Here is a 21,228-nt window from a genome sequence, read left to right as displayed (position 1 = left end):
AAGCTTGCAATTCTATCCGTAGCCACCGCCGTTGTCTTTAAGATTCAGGAGCGTAGTGCATGGAGTTCAGTGTAAAAAGCGGTAGCCCGGAGAAACAGCGGAGTGCGTGCATCGTCGTGGGTGTCTTTGAACCACGCCGCCTCTCTCCGATTGCAGAGCAGCTCGACAAGATCAGCGACGGGTACATCAGCGCACTGCTGCGTCGTGGCGAACTGGAAGGCAAACCGGGTCAAACCCTGTTGCTGCACCATGTTCCTAACGTTCTGTCTGAGCGAATTCTCCTTATTGGTTGTGGCAAAGAGCGCGAACTTGATGAGCGCCAGTACAAGCAGGTCATTCAGAAAACCATCAATACGCTGAATGATACTGGCTCAATGGAAGCCGTCTGCTTTCTGACTGAGCTTCACGTCAAAGGGCGTAATAACTACTGGAAAGTGCGCCAGGCCGTTGAGACGGCACAGGAAACGCTGTACAGCTTTGACCAGTTGAAGACCAACAAAAGCGAGCCGCGTCGCCCGCTGCGTAAAATGGTCTTCAACGTGCCGACCCGCCGCGAGCTGACCAGCGGTGAGCGTGCGATCCAACACGGTCTGGCAATCGCCGCTGGCATTAAAGCGGCGAAAGATCTCGGCAACATGCCGCCGAACATCTGTAACGCAGCTTATCTGGCCTCTCAGGCGCGTCAGCTGGCAGACAGCTACAGCAAAAATGTTGTGACCCGCGTGATCGGCGAGCAGCAGATGAAAGAGCTGGGTATGCACTCTTATCTCGCCGTCGGTCACGGTTCGCAGAACGAGTCGCTGATGTCAGTCATCGAGTACAAAGGCAACCCGTCCGAAGACGCGCGTCCGATTGTACTGGTCGGTAAAGGGTTAACCTTCGACTCCGGCGGTATCTCCATCAAACCAGCCGAAGGCATGGATGAGATGAAGTACGACATGTGCGGCGCGGCGGCTGTGTACGGCGTAATGCGCATGGTGGCCGAGCTTCAGTTGCCCATCAACGTCGTCGGCGTACTGGCGGGCTGCGAAAATATGCCGGGTGGCCGCGCGTATCGCCCAGGCGACGTGCTGACCACCATGTCTGGTCAGACCGTTGAAGTGCTCAATACCGACGCCGAAGGCCGTCTGGTGCTGTGCGACGTGTTAACCTACGTCGAGCGCTTTGAGCCGGAGGCGGTGATTGACGTTGCGACCCTGACCGGCGCGTGCGTGATTGCGCTGGGCCATCACATCACCGGCCTGATGTCGAACCACAACCCGCTGGCGCATGAGCTGATCGGTGCGTCCGAGCAGGCTGGCGACCGCGCGTGGCGTTTGCCGCTGGGTGATGAATACCAGGAGCAGTTAGAGTCTAACTTTGCGGATATGGCGAACATCGGCGGACGCCCTGGCGGCGCCATTACCGCGGGCTGCTTCCTGTCACGCTTTACCCGTAAGTACAACTGGGCGCACCTGGATATCGCTGGTACCGCATGGCGTTCAGGGAAAGCCAAAGGCGCAACCGGTCGTCCGGTCGCGTTACTGTCGCAGTTCCTGCTCAATCGCGCGGGTTTTAACGGCGAAGAGTGATGTAAAACGCCGGGTGGCGCTACGCTTACCCGGCCTACAACGTCACTCAACCGTAGGCCGGGTAAGCGTAGCGCCACCCGGCTTTGCATTTAAATCCACCACAAGAAGCCCCATATATGAAGAATGCGACGTTCTATCTTCTGGACAACGACACACAACAAGATGGTTTAAGCGCCGTCGAGCAACTGGTGTGTGAAATTGCCGCAGAACGTTGGCGGGCTGGCAAGCGCGTGCTTATCGCCTGTGAAAACGAAAAGCAGGCTCTTCGACTGGATGAAGCCCTGTGGGCAAGACCGGCAGAAAGCTTTGTTCCGCATAATCTGGCGGGCGAAGGCCCCAGAGGCGGCGCGCCGGTAGAGATTGCCTGGCCGGAGAAACGCAATAGCAGCCCGCGCGACCTGCTCATCAGTTTGCGCGTTGGCTTTGCAGATTTTGCCACCGCTTTCACAGAAGTGATAGACTTCGTTCCTTACGAAGATTCTTTGAAACAATCGGCACGCGATCGCTACAAAACTTACCGCGTGGCTGGTTTTAACCTGAATACGGCAACCTGGAAATAATGGAAAAGACATACAACCCACAAGATATCGAACAGCCGCTTTACGAGCACTGGGAAAAGCAGGGCTATTTCAAACCTAACGGCGATGAAAGCAAAGAGTCCTTCTGCATCATGATCCCGCCGCCGAACGTCACCGGCAGTTTGCATATGGGTCATGCTTTCCAGCAAACCATCATGGATACCATGATTCGCTACCAGCGAATGCAGGGTAAAAACACCCTGTGGCAGGCTGGTACCGACCACGCGGGTATCGCTACCCAGATGGTGGTTGAGCGTAAGATTGCCGCTGAAGAAGGTAAAACCCGTCACGACTACGGTCGCGAAGCGTTTATCGATAAAATTTGGCAGTGGAAAGCGGAATCCGGCGGCACCATTACCCGTCAGATGCGCCGTCTCGGCAACTCCGTTGACTGGGAGCGCGAGCGCTTCACCATGGACGAAGGCCTTTCCAATGCCGTGAAAGAAGTCTTCGTTCGCCTGTACAAAGAAGACCTGATTTACCGTGGCAAGCGCCTGGTCAACTGGGACCCGAAACTGCGCACCGCCATCTCTGACCTGGAAGTGGAAAACCGCGAGTCTAAAGGCTCGATGTGGCACATCCGCTATCCGCTGGCCGACGGTGCGAAAACCGCTGACGGTAAAGATTACCTGGTCGTGGCGACCACCCGTCCGGAAACCATTCTGGGCGACACCGGCGTGGCCGTGAACCCGGAAGATCCACGCTATAAAGATCTGATCGGCAAATTCGTTATCCTGCCGCTGGTTAACCGCCGCATTCCGATTGTCGGTGATGAACACGCCGATATGGAAAAAGGTACCGGCTGCGTGAAGATCACCCCGGCACACGACTTTAACGACTACGAAGTCGGGAAACGTCACGGCCTGCCGATGATCAACATTCTGACCTTTGACGGTGACATCCGTGAAACCGCGGAAGTGTACGACACCAAAGGTGAAGAGTCCGACGTTTACTCCAATGAAATCCCGGCTGAGTTCCAGAAGCTGGAACGCTTTGCCGCGCGTAAAGCGATCGTCGCTGCCATTGATGCGATGGGCCTGCTGGAAGAGATCAAACCTCACGATCTGACCGTTCCTTACGGCGACCGTGGCGGTGTGGTTATCGAACCGATGCTGACCGACCAGTGGTACGTCCGTGCCGACGTGCTGGCAAAACCGGCGGTTGAAGCGGTTGAAAACGGCGACATCCAGTTCGTACCGAAGCAGTACGAAAACATGTACTTCTCCTGGATGCGCGATATTCAGGACTGGTGTATTTCCCGTCAGCTGTGGTGGGGTCACCGTATCCCGGCATGGTATGACAACGACGGCAACGTATATGTTGGCCGTACCGAAGACGAAGTGCGTCAGGAAAACAACCTCGGCGCCGACGTTCAGCTTCGTCAGGACGAAGACGTTCTGGATACCTGGTTCTCCTCCGCGCTGTGGACCTTCTCCACGCTCGGCTGGCCGGAAAACACCGACGCGCTGCGTCAGTTCCACCCAACCAGCGTGATGGTCTCCGGCTTCGACATTATCTTCTTCTGGATTGCCCGCATGATCATGATGACCATGCACTTCATCAAAGATGAAAACGGCAAGCCGCAGGTTCCGTTTAAGACCGTCTACATGACCGGTCTGATCCGTGATGACGAAGGCCAGAAGATGTCCAAATCCAAGGGCAACGTTATCGACCCGCTGGATATGGTCGACGGTATCTCACTGCCGGAGCTGCTGGAGAAACGCACCGGCAACATGATGCAGCCGCAGTTGGCTGAGAAGATTGCCAAACGTACCGAGAAGCAGTTCCCGAACGGTATTGAGCCGCACGGCACCGACGCCCTGCGTTTCACCCTGGCGGCGCTGGCCTCTACCGGCCGCGACATCAACTGGGATATGAAGCGTCTGGAAGGTTACCGTAACTTCTGTAACAAGCTGTGGAACGCCAGCCGCTTCGTGCTGATGAACACTGAAGGAAATGATTGCGGCTTCAACGGCGGCGAAATGACCCTGTCTCTGGCCGACCGCTGGATCCTCGCTGAATTCAACCAGACCATCAAAGCGTACCGCGAAGCGCTGGATAACTTCCGCTTCGATATTGCTGCGGGCATCCTGTACGAGTTCACCTGGAACCAGTTCTGCGACTGGTATCTGGAGCTGACCAAGCCGGTAATGACCGGAGGAACTGATGCTGAACTGCGCGGCACCCGCAATACGCTGGTGACCGTGCTGGAAGGTCTGCTGCGCCTGGCGCACCCGATCATTCCGTTCATCACCGAAACCATCTGGCAGCGTGTGAAGGTGATTTGTGGCAACACCGCAGATACCATCATGCTGCAGCCGTTCCCGGAATATAACGCGGCTCAGGTAGATGAAGCGGCGCTGGCCGATACCGAATGGCTGAAGCAGGCGATCGTTGCCGTACGTAATATTCGCGCGGAAATGAACATTGCCCCGGGCAAACCGCTGGAGCTGTTGCTGCGTGGTTGCAGCGCGGACGCAATGCGTCGTGTAAACGACAACAAGAGCTTCCTGCTTAACCTGGCGCGTCTGGAAAGCATCACCGTGCTGCCAGCCGATGACAAAGGTCCGGTCTCCGTGACCAAAATCATCGACGGCGCCGAGCTGCTGATCCCGATGGCGGGCCTCATCAACAAAGAAGATGAGCTGGCGCGTCTGGCGAAAGAAGTGGCGAAAATCGAAGGTGAGATTGCCCGTATCGAAGGCAAACTGTCCAACGAAGGTTTCGTTGCCCGCGCCCCTGAAGCGGTCATCGCCAAAGAGCGTGAGAAGCTGGACGGTTACGCAGAAGCCAAAGCGAAGCTGATTGAACAGCAGGCGGTCATCGCCGCGCTGTAATCATCGTGCCTGTACGTTTGCCGGATGGCGCTTGCGCTTATCCGGCCTACGGGCACCGTCAACGTAGGTCGGATAAGCGTAGCGCATCCGACGCCGCAGACAATAAAAGCCTCTGACGCATATGCTCAGAAGCTTTTTATTGAATTATCCTCGCTTGCGCTTCCCCTCACCGCAGTGGTATTAACTGCATATGTCTCACTTTTATGTCATGAGTTCGCTATGAGTGCCATTACCTCCGTCGCGGCAACGCTGCGCCGAATTTCTGCCGATGATAACGCCGCAATTGCCCGCGTTATCCGCAAAGTTTCCGCTGAATACGGCCTGACCGCCGATAAAGGCTACACCGTTGCCGACCCTAATCTGGACGAATTGTTCCAGGTTTACAGCCAGCCGGGCGCGGCCTACTGGGTGGTTGAGCAAAACGGTGAAGTCGTGGGCGGCGGCGGTGTTGCACCGTTAGGATGTAGTGAACCAGACATTTGCGAGCTGCAAAAGATGTACTTCCTGTCGAGCGCGCGCGGTCAGGGGCTGGCGAAAAAACTGGCGCTGATGGCGCTTGAACATGCCCGTGAGCAAGGTTTTAAGCAGTGCTATCTTGAGACCACGGCTTTTCTGACTGAGGCAATTCGCCTGTATGAGCATTTAGGCTTTGAGCATATCAGCGAAGCGCTGGGCTGTACCGGGCACGTAGATTGTGAAGTGCGAATGTTAAAGCCCCTCTGACCTTACGCCGAGAGGCTTTAACCGCGTTACTGCATCTCGGCTGAGAGCATCAGTCGAATAACGCCAGCCGCGCGAGCGGTTGGCAGCTTCAGCACCTGTGACCATAAATCTTGCACCATTTCACAGGCGACTTTCTCTTTGCCCACGCCTTTACTCGGATCGGCCATGATTTGGATATCTGGTCCAAAGCGTTGTACCAGCCCCGGACTGATGGATTGCAGATCCTGAAGCGCCAACTGTTTTTCTTCCGCCGTAACCGTATGTTTGTTCGGGCCATAGGCCGCGTGCATCATACTCATGTCGCTGGCCATACGACGGTTCATGAGCTCGCGCGGAATAATACGCACCGGGTTAATCCCGCCTTTCACTGCCGGGAACAAAAAGCGAAAACATTCGTCATTGCCCACTTTTGCCACCGCGGCAATCTGCTCGAGATTAATCTTCATATACTCGATCACGTTGGCATCAGGCGCCTGCTGCAAACGCGCCATCTGTACCTGTAGGATCTGCGGCTGAATAGCGTCGATAATCTGCTGTTCGCTTTTCCCCGCCTCTTTCAGCTGCGTTGCCTGGGTGAGGATGTTCTGCCACAGCGCTGGCTCCTGCTCCTTAAGCACCTGATAAACGGGCATGGACAGCATCGCGTTTTCAAATTTCTGCGCATCCGTCAGACCATAATCCGGGCTTTCGCGTGGGATCAGGTAGTGCACATCAAACAGATTCCACGCGATAATCGCTACCACAAAGACCACCGCGCCGGAGACCTTGCCCAACCAGCCTTTTTTGCGAAACATGCCGACGACGATAGCAATCACCGCCCCGATGTAACCTGCCAACAAAACGTGTGCCCAGTTCATTAACCATCCTTATGCCAAATCGTCTCTGTTACAGGGATATATTTCCCCTTCGATGTTTTGATTATTACGGCAGCAGCGAGCTATTTCCAGCCACCAGATTTTGCTAACAGAAAAAGGAAGGATTAAACCGCGCGGCGATGGGCACGCGCGTCAAAGAAAGGAACTAAGCTGGCACACCGCTGTGAAAGCGGAATTCATCGTCAGGAGAGGTGATCAACGCGGCTTCTACTTCGCCAAAAAACTGCACCCGGCTACTGATATCATCGGTTGAAACCTGCTGCGCCAGCGCCAGGTAATCCTGATAGTGCCGCGCCTCGGATCGCAGCAGCGACAGATAAAACGCCTGCAAATCGTCATCCAGATACGGTGCGAGCGCGGCGAACCGTTCACAGGAACGCGCCTCAATGTAAGCCCCGCAAATCAGTTTATCGATTAACGTCAGCGGCTCGTGGGTGCGCACCTCTTTGAGCATGCCTTTGGCGTAACGGCTGGCGGTAATCTTAATATAGGGAATGTTGCGACTCATCATCGCCTCACGCACCTGCCAGAAATGATGCAATTCTTCTTTGATCAGCAAAACCATGCTGTCGATAAGCTTGCGTCCCCACGGGTCGTCGGTTTGCGGCATCACGCTTTTGCTTATCTGTTTATTCAGCGCGATAAAATCCGGCTCATCCCCTTCTCTGAAAGCAAACGCTTCATAGGGTTTCAGCCAGTCCAGCAGCGCCTGAGATCCCTGTTTATCTGCGACATACTTACGCACCAGCAGCATCGCCGTTTGCACCGCTTTCAGCTCACAGACGAGGTGGTCGGTCAATAACAGAGGCAGATTAGCCGGGTCTCGCGCTTTATCAAGCCAGGCCTGGGGCGTTTTACAGTGCAGGAAATTGTGAATCGGGGAGAGTATTTGCAGATAATCCATACATTGTCCTTGGCCTGCGGCAGCCTGGGCTACCGCAGGTCAGTAGATGACTTAGTGACGCACGCCGTCATCATCTTCGTCGACGAGATCTTCATCGTCGCCGTCTTCACCTTCTTCGCCGTTCGGGTCTTCAAAATAGGTGCCCCAACCGTCGTATTCCACATCATATTTTTCAGCCAGGTTCATCAGCTGCTCAACCTGAGCATCGATCAACTCCGCATTCAGTGCACATTCGCTCAAAATGTCACAGCAAATAACCGTGTCGCCTTCTTCCACTTCCAGCTCTTCCGGCTCGGTCACTTCATACCCCAGCTTGAAGGCTTCTACTGCCGCTTTTTCCAGGGTTTCGAAGTCATCCGCGGAAAGGTGATGCTCAATGGTGTACAGCGCGTCTGGATCGCTGCCATCTTCGAGTAACTCTTCAATAATCAAGCGCGTTTCTTCACGCTGTTCTTCCAGTAGTTCCGGGTTTGCCATGGCTCGTTCCTCATAATGTCCTGCCGATACTCTTATTGTCACATACCGCTGTCATTGCCTCCACCTTTCCAGGAAAGATTTGTTAAACAGGGTTGCAAATGAATAAACATCCATATAAATTGAATTTTAATTCAATAAATAGCCTAAGCCATGTGAGGGAACCATGTCTGCGTTTTATCATAAACATTTTTTGAAACTGCTTGATTTCACCTCTGCTGAACTCACGTCACTGCTCCAGCTCGCCGCGCAGCTAAAGGCAGATAAGAAAAACGGCACTGAAGTCGCAAAGCTCACCGGTAAAAACATCGCGCTCATCTTCGAAAAAGACTCAACCCGCACCCGTTGCTCTTTCGAAGTTGCCGCATACGACCAGGGCGCTCGCGTGACGTATCTCGGGCCAAGCGGCAGCCAGATTGGCCATAAAGAGTCGATCAAAGACACCGCCCGCGTGCTCGGCCGCATGTACGACGGTATTCAGTATCGGGGACACGGCCAGGAGATTGTCGAGACGCTGGCGGAATATGCCGGAGTTCCGGTGTGGAACGGATTAACCAACGAGTTTCATCCCACCCAGCTGCTGGCGGATCTGTTAACTATGCAGGAACACCTGCCGGGTAAAGCGTTTAATGAGATGACGCTGGTCTACACCGGTGATGCCCGCAACAATATGGGCAATTCCATGCTGGAAGCCGCTGCGTTAACCGGGCTGGATCTGCGCCTGGTCGCACCGCAGGCCTGCTGGCCAGAGGAAAGTCTGGTTGCAGAGTGCAAAGCGCTGGCGCAGAAAAACGGCGGCAATATTACGCTGACCGAAGATGTCGCCGCGGGCGTGAAAGGTGCGGACTTTATCTATACCGACGTCTGGGTATCAATGGGCGAAGCAAAAGAGAAGTGGGCCGAACGTATTGCGCTGCTGCGTAAGTACCAGGTTAATAGCACGATGATGGCGTTGACCGGCAATCCACAGGTGAAATTCCTGCACTGCCTGCCCGCGTTTCATGACGATCAAACCACGCTTGGCAAACAAATGGCACAGGAATATGGTCTGCACGGCGGTATGGAAGTGACCGATGAGGTCTTTGAATCACCCGCCAGCATCGTATTTGATCAGGCGGAAAACCGGATGCACACCATCAAAGCGGTGATGGTGGCGACGCTGGCGAAGTGAGGGCATGGATGAAAAGAATGCCGTATGGCGATGCTAAGCATCTTATCCGGCCTACAACCGCGCTCTCGTAGGCCGGGCAAGGCGAAGCCGCCCCCGGCAAATACGCTTATGCCACTTGCATTTTCACTACGGCTTTGCGTACCAGCGCTGGAGCACCGACCGCGCACAGCGGTTTATGCACTTCACCCGGATAGAACACCACGAAGTCACCTTCGTTCAGCACCACCGTTTTCTCCTGTACCCCTTCCGGCAGGAAGGCGATGTCTTTATCCGCCAGCCAGTCAGTTTCCGGCGCGCCCGCAGGCTGCGTGCTGAAGGTCATTCCTTCCTGGCCTTTGAGCAGGATCTGAATATCCAGATAGCGGGCGTGATACTCGGCGCGGCGCTGTGCAAACGGCTCCGTCATATCTTCGGCAATCAGATAAAACAGACGATCGCCGTCGATGTCATGCTTACCTTTTTCCGTCGCATCCGTCACATGCGCTTTAATGTGTTCAATTGCCTGACGCAGCTCTTCCGGCAGCCAGGCATCCAGGTTGTGAATATTGCCAACAATCATCTCAAACCCCTTAATTAAAACATCGTTTCATTTTAGTTGTTATACGAAAAAACGGCCTGCCATACTACTGCTATTTGCCGATATTTTGCGTCAACGCATGTTTATCGCTGATGGTGTTAAATAATTGCTAACTCTCAGCAACAGGTTATGCATAAACTTTGCATAACTTTCGGCTACCCTTTTTCAATCTGATCAGTAACATACTGTTATTAAAAGTTTTATTAGAAAAACCAGCTATAGATCACAGTTCACCTCTCCTTCGCTATCCTCCTTCATCGTCATATTTATTTTGAAATAAACTTTACCGCGCAAATAATAAAATCATATATTCGCATAATAATTCACCACGCAGAAAAAAGCACAAATAAATCAATGCATTAATTATATTGCAGCACACTAAAAGTGTACATAAAATTAACACCGATAAATAACAAGACATATTCCCGCGTAGTAATTCAATTATTCATATTTTTATTTTATTAATTCTCCGAGCCATATCATAAATTAAACATCAAAAGTCAAATGTCGACATGACTGTGAAATAAATCACGTTTCCTCATCAAATAAGATCTAAATATAGATTCCGAAATCAGCTGAAAAGTCATGGCTGCAATAAATATTATTTGCAGGCACATCCTCTTTATTTTTTAAAATAGTATTAAAGGAATAATGATGGAAAAGCATTATGTCGGGTCTGAAATCGGTCAATTACGTAGCGTAATGCTACATCGCCCTAATCTCAGCTTAAAAAGGCTGACGCCATCAAATTGCCAGGAACTGCTTTTTGATGATGTTCTTTCGGTAGAACGTGCAGGAGAAGAGCATGACATTTTCGCCAACACGTTACGTCAGCAAGGGATTGAGGTTCTGTTACTCACTGATTTATTGACACAAACCTTAGATGTCCAAGATGCCAAAGACTGGTTGCTGGAGACACAAATCTCTGATTATCGCCTTGGCCCCGCTTTCGCCACGGATATTCGCGCCTGGCTTGCAGATATGCAGCACCGGGAACTGGCCCGGCATTTAAGCGGTGGGCTAACCTATGGAGAAATTCCTGCCTCAATCAAAAATATGGTGGTCGATACTCACGATATTAATGACTTTATTATGAAGCCATTACCAAACCACTTATTTACCCGCGACACCTCATGCTGGATATATAACGGTGTGTCAATTAACCCAATGGCAAAAACCGCGCGGCAAAGAGAAACCAATAACCTGCGGGCGATCTACCGTTGGCACCCTCAATTTGCTGATGGTGAATTTATTAAATATTTCGGCGATGAAAATATTAATTACGACCACGCCACATTAGAAGGTGGAGATGTGCTGGTCATTGGTCGCGGCGCGGTACTCATCGGTATGTCGGAACGCACCACGCCGCAGGGCATTGAATTCCTTGCCCAGTCGCTGTTTAAGCATCGCCAGGCTGAACGCGTCATCGCGGTTGAACTGCCGAAACATCGCTCCTGTATGCACCTCGATACCGTCATGACCCACATTGATATCGATACCTTCTCCGTCTACCCAGAAGTGGTACGCCCGGATGTCCAGTGCTGGACCCTGACGCCAGACGGGCGCGGCGGCTTGAAACGCACCCAGGAAAGTACTCTGGTACATGCCCTCGAAAAAGCGCTGGGCCTCGACCAAATCACGCTGATAACCACCGGGGGCGACGCCTTCGAAGCTGAACGCGAACAGTGGAATGACGCCAACAACGTCCTGACGCTACGCCCCGGTGTGGTCGTGGGCTATGAGCGCAACATCTGGACCAACGAGAAATACGACAAAGCGGGCATCACCGTTTTACCCATTCCTGGCGACGAACTTGGACGTGGACGCGGCGGCGCACGCTGCATGAGCTGCCCACTGGAACGCGACGGTATTTAAGGAAAAGTCATGGAAAACAAACCTACTCTGGTTGTGGCGTTGGGCGGCAATGCGCTGCTCAAACGCGGCGAGCCGCTGGAAGCTGACATCCAGCGCAAGAACATTGAGCTGGCGGCAAAGACTATCGCTCAGCTCACACAGCAATGGCGCGTGATTCTGGTGCACGGCAATGGCCCACAGGTTGGACTTTTGGCGTTACAGAACAGCGCTTATGACCGCGTCACCCCTTATCCGCTCGACATTCTCGGTGCAGAAAGTCAGGGAATGATTGGCTATATGCTGCAACAAGCTCTGAAAAACCAGCTGCCGCAACGTGAAATCAGCGTCCTGCTGACTCAGGTTGAAGTCGATGCCCACGATCCAGCCTTCAGTAATCCGACCAAATATATCGGACCGATTTACGACGACGCTCAGGCTAAAACGCTACACGCGGAAAAAGGCTGGATTTTCAAAGCCGATGGTAAAGCGTTCCGTCGCGTTGTGCCCTCTCCACAACCCAAACGTATCGTTGAAAGTGATGCTATTCGCACATTGATCGCCCGCGATCATCTGGTGATTTGCAACGGCGGTGGCGGCGTACCGGTGGTGGAAAAAGCCGATGGCTTCCACGGCATTGAAGCAGTGATCGACAAGGATCTCTCCGCCGCCCTGCTCGCCCGCCAACTCCATGCCGATGCGTTGTTGATCCTCACCGATGCTGATGCCGTGTACCTCGACTGGGGCAAACCTACCCAGCGCCCACTGTCCCAGGTCACCCCGGAACTGCTCGGTGAAATGCAATTCGACGCCGGTTCAATGGGCCCCAAAGTCACCGCCTGCGCGGAATTCGTCTCTCACTGTCGTGGGATTGCTGGCATCGGTTCACTGGCCGACGGCTCGGCCATTCTCGCCGGCGACAAAGGCACGCTAATTCGTCTCGAAACCACCGACGCTAACGCGTAGGACTTTTTTTTGCCGGATGACGGCTTCGCCTTATCCGGCCTACATAAGGACATTTTCATGACTGTTAACCTGAAAAATCGCAATTTTCTCAAACTGCTGGACTACACCCCGACGGAAATCCAGTACCTGATCGATCTGGCTATCGAGTTAAAAACGGCAAAAAAGGCCGGGCGCGAAAGACAGACGCTGGTCGGTAAAAATATCGCGCTGATCTTCGAAAAAACCTCAACCCGTACCCGCTGTGCCTTTGAAGTCGGCGCTTTCGATCAAGGCGCACAGGTGACCTATCTCGGCCCAAGTGGATCGCAGATCGGCCATAAAGAATCAATGAAAGATACTGCCCGCGTGCTAGGCCGCATGTACGACGGCATTGAATATCGCGGATACGGCCAGGACATTGTGGAGGAACTGGGGCAATTTGCCGGTGTTCCTGTTTGGAATGGACTGACAAATGAATTTCACCCCACCCAAATCCTCGCGGATCTGATGACCATGCTGGAACACGCCCCGGGTAAAACCTTGCCGGAACTGAGTTTCGCTTATCTCGGTGACGCCCGCAATATCATGGGTAATTCGCTGATGGTTGGCGCAGCGAAAATGGGGATGGATATCCGTCTGGTCGCACCTAAATCCTTCTGGCCTGACGAGGCGCTGGTTGCCGAATGCCGTGAAATTGCCAGCGTGACTGGCGCACGCATTACGCTCACAGAGGATGTTGAGGAAGGCGTATACGACGTCGATTTCCTCTACACCGATGTCTGGGTCTCTATGGGCGAACCCAAAGAAGCCTGGGCAGAACGCGTTAGCCTGATGACGCCCTATCAAATTAACCAGCGGGTCATCAACGCAACCGGTAACCCCAATGTGAAATTTATGCACTGTCTGCCCGCCTTCCATAACGAGCACACAAAGGTTGGACGTGAAATCGAAATGGCCTACGGCCTGAAAGGGCTTGAAGTCACGGAAGAGGTTTTTGAGTCAGCTCATTCCATCGTCTTCGACGAAGCAGAGAACCGGATGCATACCATTAAAGCGGTAATGGTAGCGACCCTCGGCGACTAACCCCAGCGGGCGTATGTCGCCTGACGGCATATGCCCAAGCTATCCGGAGAACATCATGGGCAAATTCAAATTTCCCAGCGCATATACCATCCTGTTTATTCTCATTGCACTCGTCGCGGTTATGACCTGGATAGTCCCGGCAGGGAAATACCAGATGGCGATGAATGCTACTCTGGGCAAAGAAGTGCCAGTTGCCGGTACTTATGCCCCCACAGAGGCGCACCCGCAAGGTTTTACCGCTGTACTGCTGGCCCCGATTGACGGTCTTTACAACCACGAAACCTATACCGCAGGCGCAATTGATGTGGCGTTGTTTGTCCTGATTATTGGTGGGTTTCTCGGCGTAGTAAACAAAACAGGCGCCATCGACGCAGGTATCGAGCGCGTGACGGTCAGGTTGAACGGTAAAGAGGAGTGGATGATCCCCATTCTGATGGGACTTTTCGCCGCCGGAGGTACGATTTACGGGATGGCGGAGGAATCACTCCCTTTTTACACATTGCTGGTTCCGGTCATGATGGCCGCACGCTTTGATCCGTTGGTTGCCGCCGCCACCGTTCTGCTCGGCGCGGGCATTGGCACACTCGGCTCGACAATCAACCCTTTCGCAACGGTTATCGCGGCTAACGCCGCCGGGATCCCCTTCACCCAGGGAATGCTGATGCGCATTCTGCTGCTGGTCGTCGGCTATGTTATCTGTGTGGTGTGGGTCATGCGTTATGCGCGCAAAGTCCGCAATCACCCGGAGTTGTCGATTGTGGCGGATAAAATGGAGGAAAACCGTGCGCATTTTCTCGGCAATCGCGGCAATACCAATCTTGAATTCACAGCCACGCGTAAGTGGATCCTGCTGATATTCGCCGCCGCCTTTGCGGTAATGATTTATGGCGTCGCGGTACTCGGATGGTGGATGGCAGAAATATCCGCAGTCTTTCTGGGTTCTGCCATTATCGTCGGCGTGATTGCCCGCATGAGTGAAGAAGCCTTCACCAGTACCTTCATTGACGGTGCGCGGGATCTGCTTGGCGTGGCGCTGATTATCGGCATTGCACGCGGTATCGTCGTGGTGATGGACAACGGCATGATCACCCACACTATTTTGCACAGCGCCGAAAATTTAGTCTCCGGTCTGTCCACCACCATTTTCATCAATGTAACCTACTGGCTGGAAGTATTGCTCTCCTTCCTGGTCCCTTCCTCGTCTGGCCTGGCGGTGCTCACGATGCCCATTATGGCCCCGCTGGCCGACTTCGCGCATGTACAGAGGGATCTGGTCGTCACCGCGTATCAATCCGCTTCCGGCATTGTGAATCTGATTACCCCCACCTCAGCCGTCGTGATGGGTGGGTTAGCCATCGCCCGTGTTCCTTACGTGCGCTACCTGAAATGGGTCGCCCCGCTCCTGCTCATTTTGACGTTACTGAACATGGCCGTCCTGAGTATCGGCGCGATGTTGTAGCCCTTTTAGCCGTCGGATCCCGACGGCTTTTTTGAGCGCATTCTCGTTTTTCTGCGCAACCGCCCGTTTGAGCCGTTATTGATACTGCAAATGTGGTGAATTTCGCCATCACATTGATACAAATGATAAACTTAGGGTGTATTTATGAAGGAATTCGATGATTACTCGACCAAAGAGCAGAAACAATTGGCGATTTGTCAGCGCCTGATTAGCGAAAAAAGCTACCTTTCTCAGGAAGCGCTTCGCCGCGATCTCCAACACCATGGTTTTACCGGAATTAGCCAGTCAACGGTATCCCGTCTGCTGAAACTGCTCGGGGCTATAAAAATAAGAAATACAAAAGGGCAAAAAATTTATTCTGTAAATCCGCAGTCGCGCCCCGCTCCTGATGCTGCCCGATCGATTGCTGAAATGGTGGTCAGCGTTGAGCACAATAGCGAATTTATCCTCATCCACACGGCGGCAGGTTATGGCCGTGCCGTTGCCAGAATCCTCGATTACCACGCGTTACCAGAGATTCTGGGTGTCATCGCTGGCAGCAGTATTGTCTGGGTTGCGCCGCGAGTTGTGCAGCGAACGGGGCTGGTGCACAAGCAGATTAACTATCTATTTAAAATGAATTAAAATTCATAAGAACCGTTTGCGGTGAATAAATTGTGCATTTTCCGCTTGATCCCATAACGGAGCTGAGTATAATCGCGGACAATTTGCCGGGAGGATGTATGGTTCAGTGTGTACGACATTTTGTCTTACCGCGTCTGAAAAAGGACGCTGGCCTGCCGTTTTTCTTTCCGTTGATCACCCATTCAGAGCCCCTCAATTGAGGGGCTTTTTTTTTGCCCAGGCGTCAGGAGATAAACATGGCTAACCCGCTCTATCAAAAACACATCATTTCCATAAACGACCTCAGCCGCGATGACCTCAATCTGGTCCTCGCGACGGCGGCGAAATTAAAAGCTAACCCACAGCCGGAGCTGTTAAAGCATAAGGTTATCGCCAGTTGCTTCTTTGAAGCGTCAACCCGCACCCGTTTATCCTTTGAAACCTCCATGCACCGCCTGGGCGCCAGCGTGGTGGGTTTTTCTGACAGCAGCAACACGTCGCTGGGCAAAAAAGGCGAAACCCTGGCCGATACCATTTCCGTCATCAGCACCTATGTCGACGCCATCGTCATGCGTCATCCGCAGGAAGGCGCCGCGCGTCTGGCTACGGAGTTCTCCGGTAACGTTCCGGTACTGAACGCAGGCGACGGCTCCAACCAACATCCCACCCAAACGCTGCTGGACCTGTTTACCATTCAGGAAACTCAGGGTCGCCTGGACAATCTCCACATCGCCATGGTGGGTGACCTGAAATATGGCCGTACCGTCCACTCCCTGACCCAGGCGCTGGCGAAGTTCGAAGGTAACCGTTTCTACTTCATCGCCCCGGACGCACTGGCCATGCCGCAATACATTCTGGATATGTTGAACGAAAAAGGTATCGCCTGGAGCCTGCACGGCACCATCGAAGAAGTGATGGCGGAGGTCGATATCCTCTACATGACCCGCGTACAAAAAGAGCGTCTGGACCCGTCCGAATACGCCAACGTGAAAGCACAGTTTGTCCTGCGCGCCAGCGATTTGAACGGTGCCAGAGCGAACATGAAGGTGCTGCATCCGCTGCCGCGCATCGATGAAATCACCACCGACGTCGATAAGACGCCGCACGCCTGGTATTTCCAGCAGGCTGGCAACGGCATCTTCGCCCGCCAGGCGTTACTGGCATTGGTACTGAATAGCGAACTGGCACTGTAAGGGAGAAAAAGAGATGACACACGATAACAAACTGCAGGTTGAAGCCATCAAACGTGGCACCGTGATTGACCACATTCCCGCACAGGTTGGTTTTAAGCTGCTGACGCTGTTCAAACTGACGGAAACTGACCAACGTATCACCATCGGTCTGAACCTGCCGTCTGGCGAGATGGGCCGTAAGGATCTGATTAAAATCGAAAATACGTTCCTGACCGACGAGCAGGTTAACCAGCTCTCCCTGTACGCCCCGCAGGCAACGGTAAACCGCATTGACGATTACGACGTGGTGGGTAAATCACGTCCGAGCCTGCCTGAGCGTATCGATAACGTGCTGGTTTGCCCGAACAGCAACTGCATCAGTCATGCTGAGCCGGTTTCTTCCAGTTTTGCAGTGAAAAAACGTGCCGATGACATCGCACTCAAATGCAAATACTGTGAAAAAGAGTTTTCGCATTATGTGGTGCTGGCCAACTAATTGGGGTTGGTTATGAGATCCCGGCTCCCGTTACACATAAGCATTCGCAATGCATCGAGGCGGCAAGTCCGATTATCACTGGGAGCATAGTAAACTATGTGACCAGGGTAAGAGGACGTAGCCAACGAAGAGGCAGTGTGAAGGATGACGTGTATAATGGGCGGGAACATTCTACTACCGCTGTAAATTCAGGAGAAATCATGAGCAAGACTATCGCGACGGAAAATGCACCAGCAGCAATCGGCCCATACGTTCAGGGCGTTGACCTGGGTAGCATGGTAATCACTTCCGGTCAGATCCCGGTCGATCCGAAAACCGGTGCCGTAGCGGAAGACGTATCCGCTCAGGCACGTCAGTCGCTGGAAAACGTAAAAGCTATCGTTGAAGCAGCAGGCCTGAAAGTGGGCGACATCGTAAAAACGACCGTTTTCGTTAAAGACCTGAACGATTTCGCCACCGTAAACGCGACCTACGAAGCATTCTTCACCGAGCACAACGCGACCTTCCCGGCGCGTTCTTGCGTAGAAGTTGCCCGTCTGCCGAAAGACGTGAAAATCGAGATTGAAGCGATCGCCGTTCGTCGCTAAGTCTCCTTGTGCCGGATGGCGGCTTCGCCTTATCCGGCCTACGCAAGCGTAGTTTGTAGGCCCGGTAAGCGTGAGCGCCACCGGGCATTTATCACATCACGCCAAACAATTTCGGCAGGAACAGTGAAATCGCCGGAATGTATGTCACGAGCATCAGCACCAGAAATAGCACGAGGTAGAACGGCAGCATCGCCTTTACCACCTGCTCTATTTTCTGCTTACTCACCGCACTGGCCACAAACAGCACCGACCCTACCGGTGGCGTAATAAGGCCGATCCCTAAGTTCACCAGCATGATCATGCCAAAATGGACCGGATCAATGCCGAGCGCGTTGGTCACTGGCAGCAGAACCGGCGTCAAAATCAGGATCAGCGGCGCCATATCCATCAGCGTACCGATCAGCAGCAGCATGATGTTAATGCACATCAGAATGACGTATTTGTTGTCCGAGATGCTGGTGAAGGCTTCAGTGATACGCATCGGCAACTGCATATAGGTCATAACGGCGCCGAACGCAGCGGCAAAGCCTATCAGGATCATGACGATCGTGACCGTTTTCACCGTGCGGAACATCAGCTTTGGCAGCTCAGACCATTTATAGTCACGATAGATAAACATGGTGACAAAGAAGGCCCAAAGGCAGGCAATCGCCGCAGATTCCGTCGCGGTAAAGATACCTGACAGGATGCCGCCCATGATGATCACAACCGTCATCAGGCCCCACAGCGTATCGACGAAAATCTTCAGCGCCTGGCGAAACGGTACGCGTTCCCCTTTTGGATAACCGCGCTTGTGCGCAAAAGCCACGCACATTACCATCAGACTGAAACTTAACAGCAGGCCCGGCAGGATCCCGGCGATGAACAGTGCGGCAATCGACACCGTTCCGCCTGTAGCCAGCGAGTAAATAACCGAGTTATGGCTGGGCGGCGTAAGAATCGCCTGCACCGAACCACTGGCCGTTACCGCCGCGGCAAAGTCGCGCGGATAACCTTTTTTATCCATTTCCGGGATCATTACCGAACCAATGGATGCGGTATCCGCTACAGACGATCCAGAAATAGCGCCAAAAAAGGTTGATGCCACAATGTTTACCAGCGACAGTCCGCCGCGAATAAAGCCAACAAAAATATAGGCAAAGTTCACCAGTCGCCGCGCAATTCCCCCTTCGGCCATAATAGCCCCGGCCAGAATAAAGAACGGGATCGCCAGCAGGGAGAACTTATTCACCCCGCTGGTCAGTTGGATCATCACCGCTTCCAGCGGAATATCAATGTACCAGGCGCCAATGATGGCGCTAATGCCAACCGCATACGCTACCGGTACCCCAATTGCCAGCATAATGCCGAGCGTAAAGACGAGAATAAATGCATCCATCTGCTTTCCTTTCTGAAATGGGGGCGGTAACTAGCTGGTCGATCCCAGCATGACAACGGGACGTTGGTACTGCGGACCACGGAAAATCTTTTCTGCGATAAACAGCAGCGTTATGGCAGAGCCAATCGGCAATGGAAGGTAGTTTTGCCCGGCACTTAAAAGTGGGAATTCGGCCACGGGCTGTTCCCACAGCTCAAGACAGAGATTGGTTCCGTACCAGAGGATAAAAAGGCTTATCGCCACTAACATAACGTCAGCGATTACAGAGCAATAACGGCGGGAAGCATCACCCAGACGGTCAATCACCATACTTACCGCGATATGCGAGCCTGCACGATAGCTCACCGCCGCGCCAATAAAGGTGAATGTCACCATACACAGAATAGCGACGGGTTCAGGCCATGACAGGGCGTTATTCAGAACATAACGCGCGAATATACCAATGGGGATAATGGCGACCATGACTAATAATGCGATACCGGCAATCCACATTGACACCCGATAAAGAAAATCCATTACCGATGAATAGCATTCACCCATAATCATCACCTCGAATTAATCAAAAGATTCAGGCGGAGGGTTGATATCCTCCACCTGATGAATTACTTCACATCCTGAATTCGTTTGATCAAATCCTGGTGGTCTTTACCATAATTATCCCGCACTGACTGCGTGGCTTTATAGAAATAGTCCGTATCAATATCGTGGAACTGAACGCCGTTGGCTTTCATGGTCTCCAGCGATTTTGCATTATAATCCTGCCAAAGTTTTCGTTGCTCTACCTGTGCTTCTTTGGCGAGTTTAATAATGAGGTCCTGGTCTTCTTTTTTCAACTTATCCCATTTGGCTTTCGAGAACAGAAAAAGCTCAGGAATAATAAAGTGTTTGCTCCAGGTATAGTTTTTCACGACCGGCAAATAGTTATGCGCAACAAACGTTGGCGGGTTATTTTCCGTGCCATTAATAACACCGGTCTGCATACCGCTAAATACTTCACTGACGCCCATGACAACAGAATTAGCGCCCATCGCCTTCAGGGTATCCAGCGCTATCGGACTCCCTTGAACACGGATTTTCATACCGTGTAAATCTTCCGGTTTCACCACCGGATTTTTGGTGATCAGGTTGCGCGTTCCGGCATCCATCCAGCCGAGGAACACCAGCCGCGATTTGGTGTTGGCCGTCAGGCGGTCGCCAATCTCCTGACCAATCATGCCGTCGAGAACCTTATGCAGATGGTCTTCATCACGGAAAATATATGGCAGTGTAAACACGTTAATTTCAGGGAGAATAGCGGCGACTGGTGTCATTGAGACACGAATAATATCGATAGCGCCTAATTGTGCCTGCTCAATCATCTGTTTTTCGTCGCCTAACACGCCACCGGGAAAGGTTTTAATCTCCAGACGACCTTCGGTGGCGGCGCTAAGTTTTTCCCCCATATGTTTCACGGCAACAACGTTCGGGTAATCAGCCGGATGCACATCTGCGGCGCGAAAGGTTTGTGCCAGCGTTGCATGACTCGCCAGTAATACAGACGCGCCAATACACAGACTTAACAGGTTTTTTGTCAGTTTCATTTGTCCTTCTCCAGAAGTTCATAATATCCATTAACAGGAATAGCTTGCAGAGCAAATGACTGCCGGAATTAAAAACGGGCAGCGAGAAACTTTCTTAACGACGTTACCTGCGCAGACTAACTGGTGTAACAATTTATTTCGATGACTACGTTCACAAAAAATAGCAGATGCTTAAAATTTTTAGCACACTGTTTCATTTTTGCAATACAGATCGTTTTATTGATAAAAAAACAACGCAAGGAAGGCGATTTGATACTAACAACCCGCGTTAGCATTTCAATAAAAATAAAACACCAATATTTCGGGAGAATATCTTTCGAATGAAAAAGAGAAATGCAGGATGGTATTAACACCATCCTGCAGA

The 21,228-nt window shown here is 52.5% G+C and carries 23 protein-coding genes; 15 read left to right on the top strand and 8 right to left on the bottom strand.

Annotated features, from left to right (window positions below; genetic code table 11):
* Positions 1 to 59 precede the first annotated feature (59 nt).
* The 4 genes from pepA to C2U41_RS25595 all read left to right on the top strand — a co-directional run bounded on the left by pepA (position 60) and on the right by C2U41_RS25595 (position 5,709).
* A complete protein-coding gene (pepA, locus tag C2U41_RS25610; protein WP_003025870.1) occupies positions 60 to 1,571 on the top strand; it encodes a leucyl aminopeptidase in 1,512 nt (503 codons plus the stop codon).
* 116 nt (positions 1,572 to 1,687) lie between these two features.
* The gene (holC, locus tag C2U41_RS25605; protein WP_103848388.1) at positions 1,688 to 2,131 is read left to right on the top strand and encodes a DNA polymerase III subunit chi; all 444 of its coding nucleotides are present in this window, start codon (positions 1,688 to 1,690) and stop codon (positions 2,129 to 2,131) included.
* Positions 2,131 to 4,986, top strand: coding sequence for a valine--tRNA ligase (locus C2U41_RS25600; RefSeq protein WP_103848387.1), 2,856 nt, complete (start codon positions 2,131 to 2,133; stop codon positions 4,984 to 4,986). The genes holC and C2U41_RS25600 overlap by 1 nt, the downstream gene beginning before the upstream one ends.
* A 219-nt stretch (positions 4,987 to 5,205) precedes the next feature.
* Positions 5,206 to 5,709: a GNAT family N-acetyltransferase gene (locus C2U41_RS25595; RefSeq protein WP_003025856.1), complete on the top strand. Its 504-nt coding sequence runs from the start codon at positions 5,206 to 5,208 to the stop codon at positions 5,707 to 5,709.
* Positions 5,710 to 5,735: 26 nt separating this feature from the next.
* On the opposite strand, the gene C2U41_RS25590 is transcribed toward C2U41_RS25595, so the two are convergent.
* The 3 genes from C2U41_RS25590 to rraB form a co-directional block, all read right to left on the bottom strand.
* Positions 5,736 to 6,566, bottom strand: coding sequence for a hypothetical protein (locus tag C2U41_RS25590; protein ID WP_003839625.1), 831 nt, complete (start codon positions 6,564 to 6,566; stop codon positions 5,736 to 5,738).
* A 163-nt stretch (positions 6,567 to 6,729) separates the two neighbouring features.
* The gene (miaE, locus tag C2U41_RS25585) at positions 6,730 to 7,488 is read right to left on the bottom strand and encodes a tRNA isopentenyl-2-thiomethyl-A-37 hydroxylase MiaE (protein WP_103848386.1); all 759 of its coding nucleotides are present in this window, start codon (positions 7,486 to 7,488) and stop codon (positions 6,730 to 6,732) included.
* 51 nt (positions 7,489 to 7,539) lie between these two features.
* Positions 7,540 to 7,965: a ribonuclease E inhibitor RraB gene (rraB, locus tag C2U41_RS25580; protein ID WP_003025845.1), complete on the bottom strand. Its 426-nt coding sequence runs from the start codon at positions 7,963 to 7,965 to the stop codon at positions 7,540 to 7,542.
* Positions 7,966 to 8,128: 163 nt separating this feature from the next.
* On the opposite strand from rraB, the gene argF (C2U41_RS25575) reads away from it, so the two are divergent.
* A complete protein-coding gene (gene argF / locus C2U41_RS25575; protein WP_003844898.1) occupies positions 8,129 to 9,133 on the top strand; it encodes an ornithine carbamoyltransferase in 1,005 nt (334 codons plus the stop codon).
* A gap of 106 nt (positions 9,134 to 9,239) precedes the next feature.
* Here argF (C2U41_RS25575) and C2U41_RS25570 read toward each other — a convergent pair whose 3' ends face one another.
* Positions 9,240 to 9,692, bottom strand: a complete 453-nt coding sequence (locus C2U41_RS25570) for a YhcH/YjgK/YiaL family protein (RefSeq protein ID WP_003839618.1) — start codon at positions 9,690 to 9,692, stop codon at positions 9,240 to 9,242.
* 672 nt (positions 9,693 to 10,364) lie between these two features.
* On the opposite strand from C2U41_RS25570, the gene arcA reads away from it, so the two are divergent.
* From arcA to C2U41_RS25540, 5 genes are all read left to right on the top strand, one after another.
* Entirely contained in the window at positions 10,365 to 11,585 is a 1,221-nt protein-coding gene (gene arcA / locus C2U41_RS25560) for an arginine deiminase (protein ID WP_003025834.1), read from the top strand.
* Positions 11,586 to 11,594: 9 nt separating this feature from the next.
* Positions 11,595 to 12,527: a carbamate kinase gene (arcC, locus tag C2U41_RS25555; protein WP_044699137.1), complete on the top strand. Its 933-nt coding sequence runs from the start codon at positions 11,595 to 11,597 to the stop codon at positions 12,525 to 12,527.
* Positions 12,528 to 12,584: 57 nt separating this feature from the next.
* Positions 12,585 to 13,589, top strand: coding sequence for an ornithine carbamoyltransferase (gene argF, locus C2U41_RS25550; RefSeq protein WP_103848385.1), 1,005 nt, complete (start codon positions 12,585 to 12,587; stop codon positions 13,587 to 13,589).
* Between the two features lie 55 nt (positions 13,590 to 13,644).
* Positions 13,645 to 15,048, top strand: coding sequence for a YfcC family protein (locus tag C2U41_RS25545; protein ID WP_003839611.1), 1,404 nt, complete (start codon positions 13,645 to 13,647; stop codon positions 15,046 to 15,048).
* A gap of 144 nt (positions 15,049 to 15,192) precedes the next feature.
* Positions 15,193 to 15,672, top strand: coding sequence for an arginine repressor (locus C2U41_RS25540; RefSeq protein ID WP_003839609.1), 480 nt, complete (start codon positions 15,193 to 15,195; stop codon positions 15,670 to 15,672).
* Here C2U41_RS25540 and C2U41_RS25535 read toward each other — a convergent pair.
* Positions 15,669 to 15,791: a hypothetical protein gene (locus C2U41_RS25535; RefSeq protein ID WP_085951582.1), complete on the bottom strand. Its 123-nt coding sequence runs from the start codon at positions 15,789 to 15,791 to the stop codon at positions 15,669 to 15,671. The genes C2U41_RS25540 and C2U41_RS25535 overlap by 4 nt on opposite strands.
* Here C2U41_RS25535 and pyrL point away from each other — a divergent pair.
* From pyrL to ridA, 5 genes are all read left to right on the top strand, one after another.
* Positions 15,771 to 15,872 (top strand): pyr operon leader peptide, encoded by a 102-nt coding sequence (pyrL, locus tag C2U41_RS25530; protein ID WP_003025819.1) that lies wholly within the window; start codon positions 15,771 to 15,773, stop codon positions 15,870 to 15,872. The genes C2U41_RS25535 and pyrL overlap by 21 nt on opposite strands.
* Positions 15,853 to 15,906 carry a pyrBI operon leader peptide gene (locus tag C2U41_RS30240; RefSeq protein ID WP_129622269.1) on the top strand — a complete coding sequence of 18 codons (54 nt, stop codon included), beginning with the start codon at positions 15,853 to 15,855 and terminating at the stop codon, positions 15,904 to 15,906. Before pyrL ends, C2U41_RS30240 begins: the two co-directional genes overlap by 20 nt.
* A 2-nt stretch (positions 15,907 to 15,908) precedes the next feature.
* Positions 15,909 to 16,844, top strand: a complete 936-nt coding sequence (gene pyrB / locus C2U41_RS25525; protein WP_003025818.1) for an aspartate carbamoyltransferase — start codon at positions 15,909 to 15,911, stop codon at positions 16,842 to 16,844.
* 13 nt (positions 16,845 to 16,857) lie between these two features.
* Positions 16,858 to 17,319: an aspartate carbamoyltransferase regulatory subunit gene (gene pyrI / locus C2U41_RS25520; protein ID WP_003025816.1), complete on the top strand. Its 462-nt coding sequence runs from the start codon at positions 16,858 to 16,860 to the stop codon at positions 17,317 to 17,319.
* Positions 17,320 to 17,519: 200 nt separating this feature from the next.
* Positions 17,520 to 17,906, top strand: a complete 387-nt coding sequence (ridA, locus tag C2U41_RS25515) for a 2-iminobutanoate/2-iminopropanoate deaminase (RefSeq protein ID WP_000047544.1) — start codon at positions 17,520 to 17,522, stop codon at positions 17,904 to 17,906.
* A 91-nt stretch (positions 17,907 to 17,997) separates the two neighbouring features.
* On the opposite strand, the gene C2U41_RS25510 is transcribed toward ridA, so the two are convergent.
* The 3 genes from C2U41_RS25510 to C2U41_RS25500 form a co-directional block, all read right to left on the bottom strand.
* On the bottom strand, positions 17,998 to 19,284 hold the full coding sequence (locus tag C2U41_RS25510; RefSeq protein ID WP_003839607.1) for a TRAP transporter large permease: 1,287 nt from the start codon (positions 19,282 to 19,284) through the stop codon (positions 17,998 to 18,000).
* A 30-nt stretch (positions 19,285 to 19,314) separates the two neighbouring features.
* Entirely contained in the window at positions 19,315 to 19,824 is a 510-nt protein-coding gene (locus C2U41_RS25505; protein WP_048216913.1) for a TRAP transporter small permease, read from the bottom strand.
* 62 nt (positions 19,825 to 19,886) lie between these two features.
* Positions 19,887 to 20,864: a TRAP transporter substrate-binding protein gene (locus C2U41_RS25500; protein ID WP_103848384.1), complete on the bottom strand. Its 978-nt coding sequence runs from the start codon at positions 20,862 to 20,864 to the stop codon at positions 19,887 to 19,889.
* Positions 20,865 to 21,228 lie beyond the last annotated feature (364 nt).

Source organism: Citrobacter freundii complex sp. CFNIH4, from assembly GCF_002934505.1.
Taxonomy (GTDB): domain Bacteria; phylum Pseudomonadota; class Gammaproteobacteria; order Enterobacterales; family Enterobacteriaceae; genus Citrobacter; species Citrobacter freundii.
Note: the sequence above shows the minus strand (reverse complement) of the source record. Positions and strands in the feature narration are given on the sequence as shown.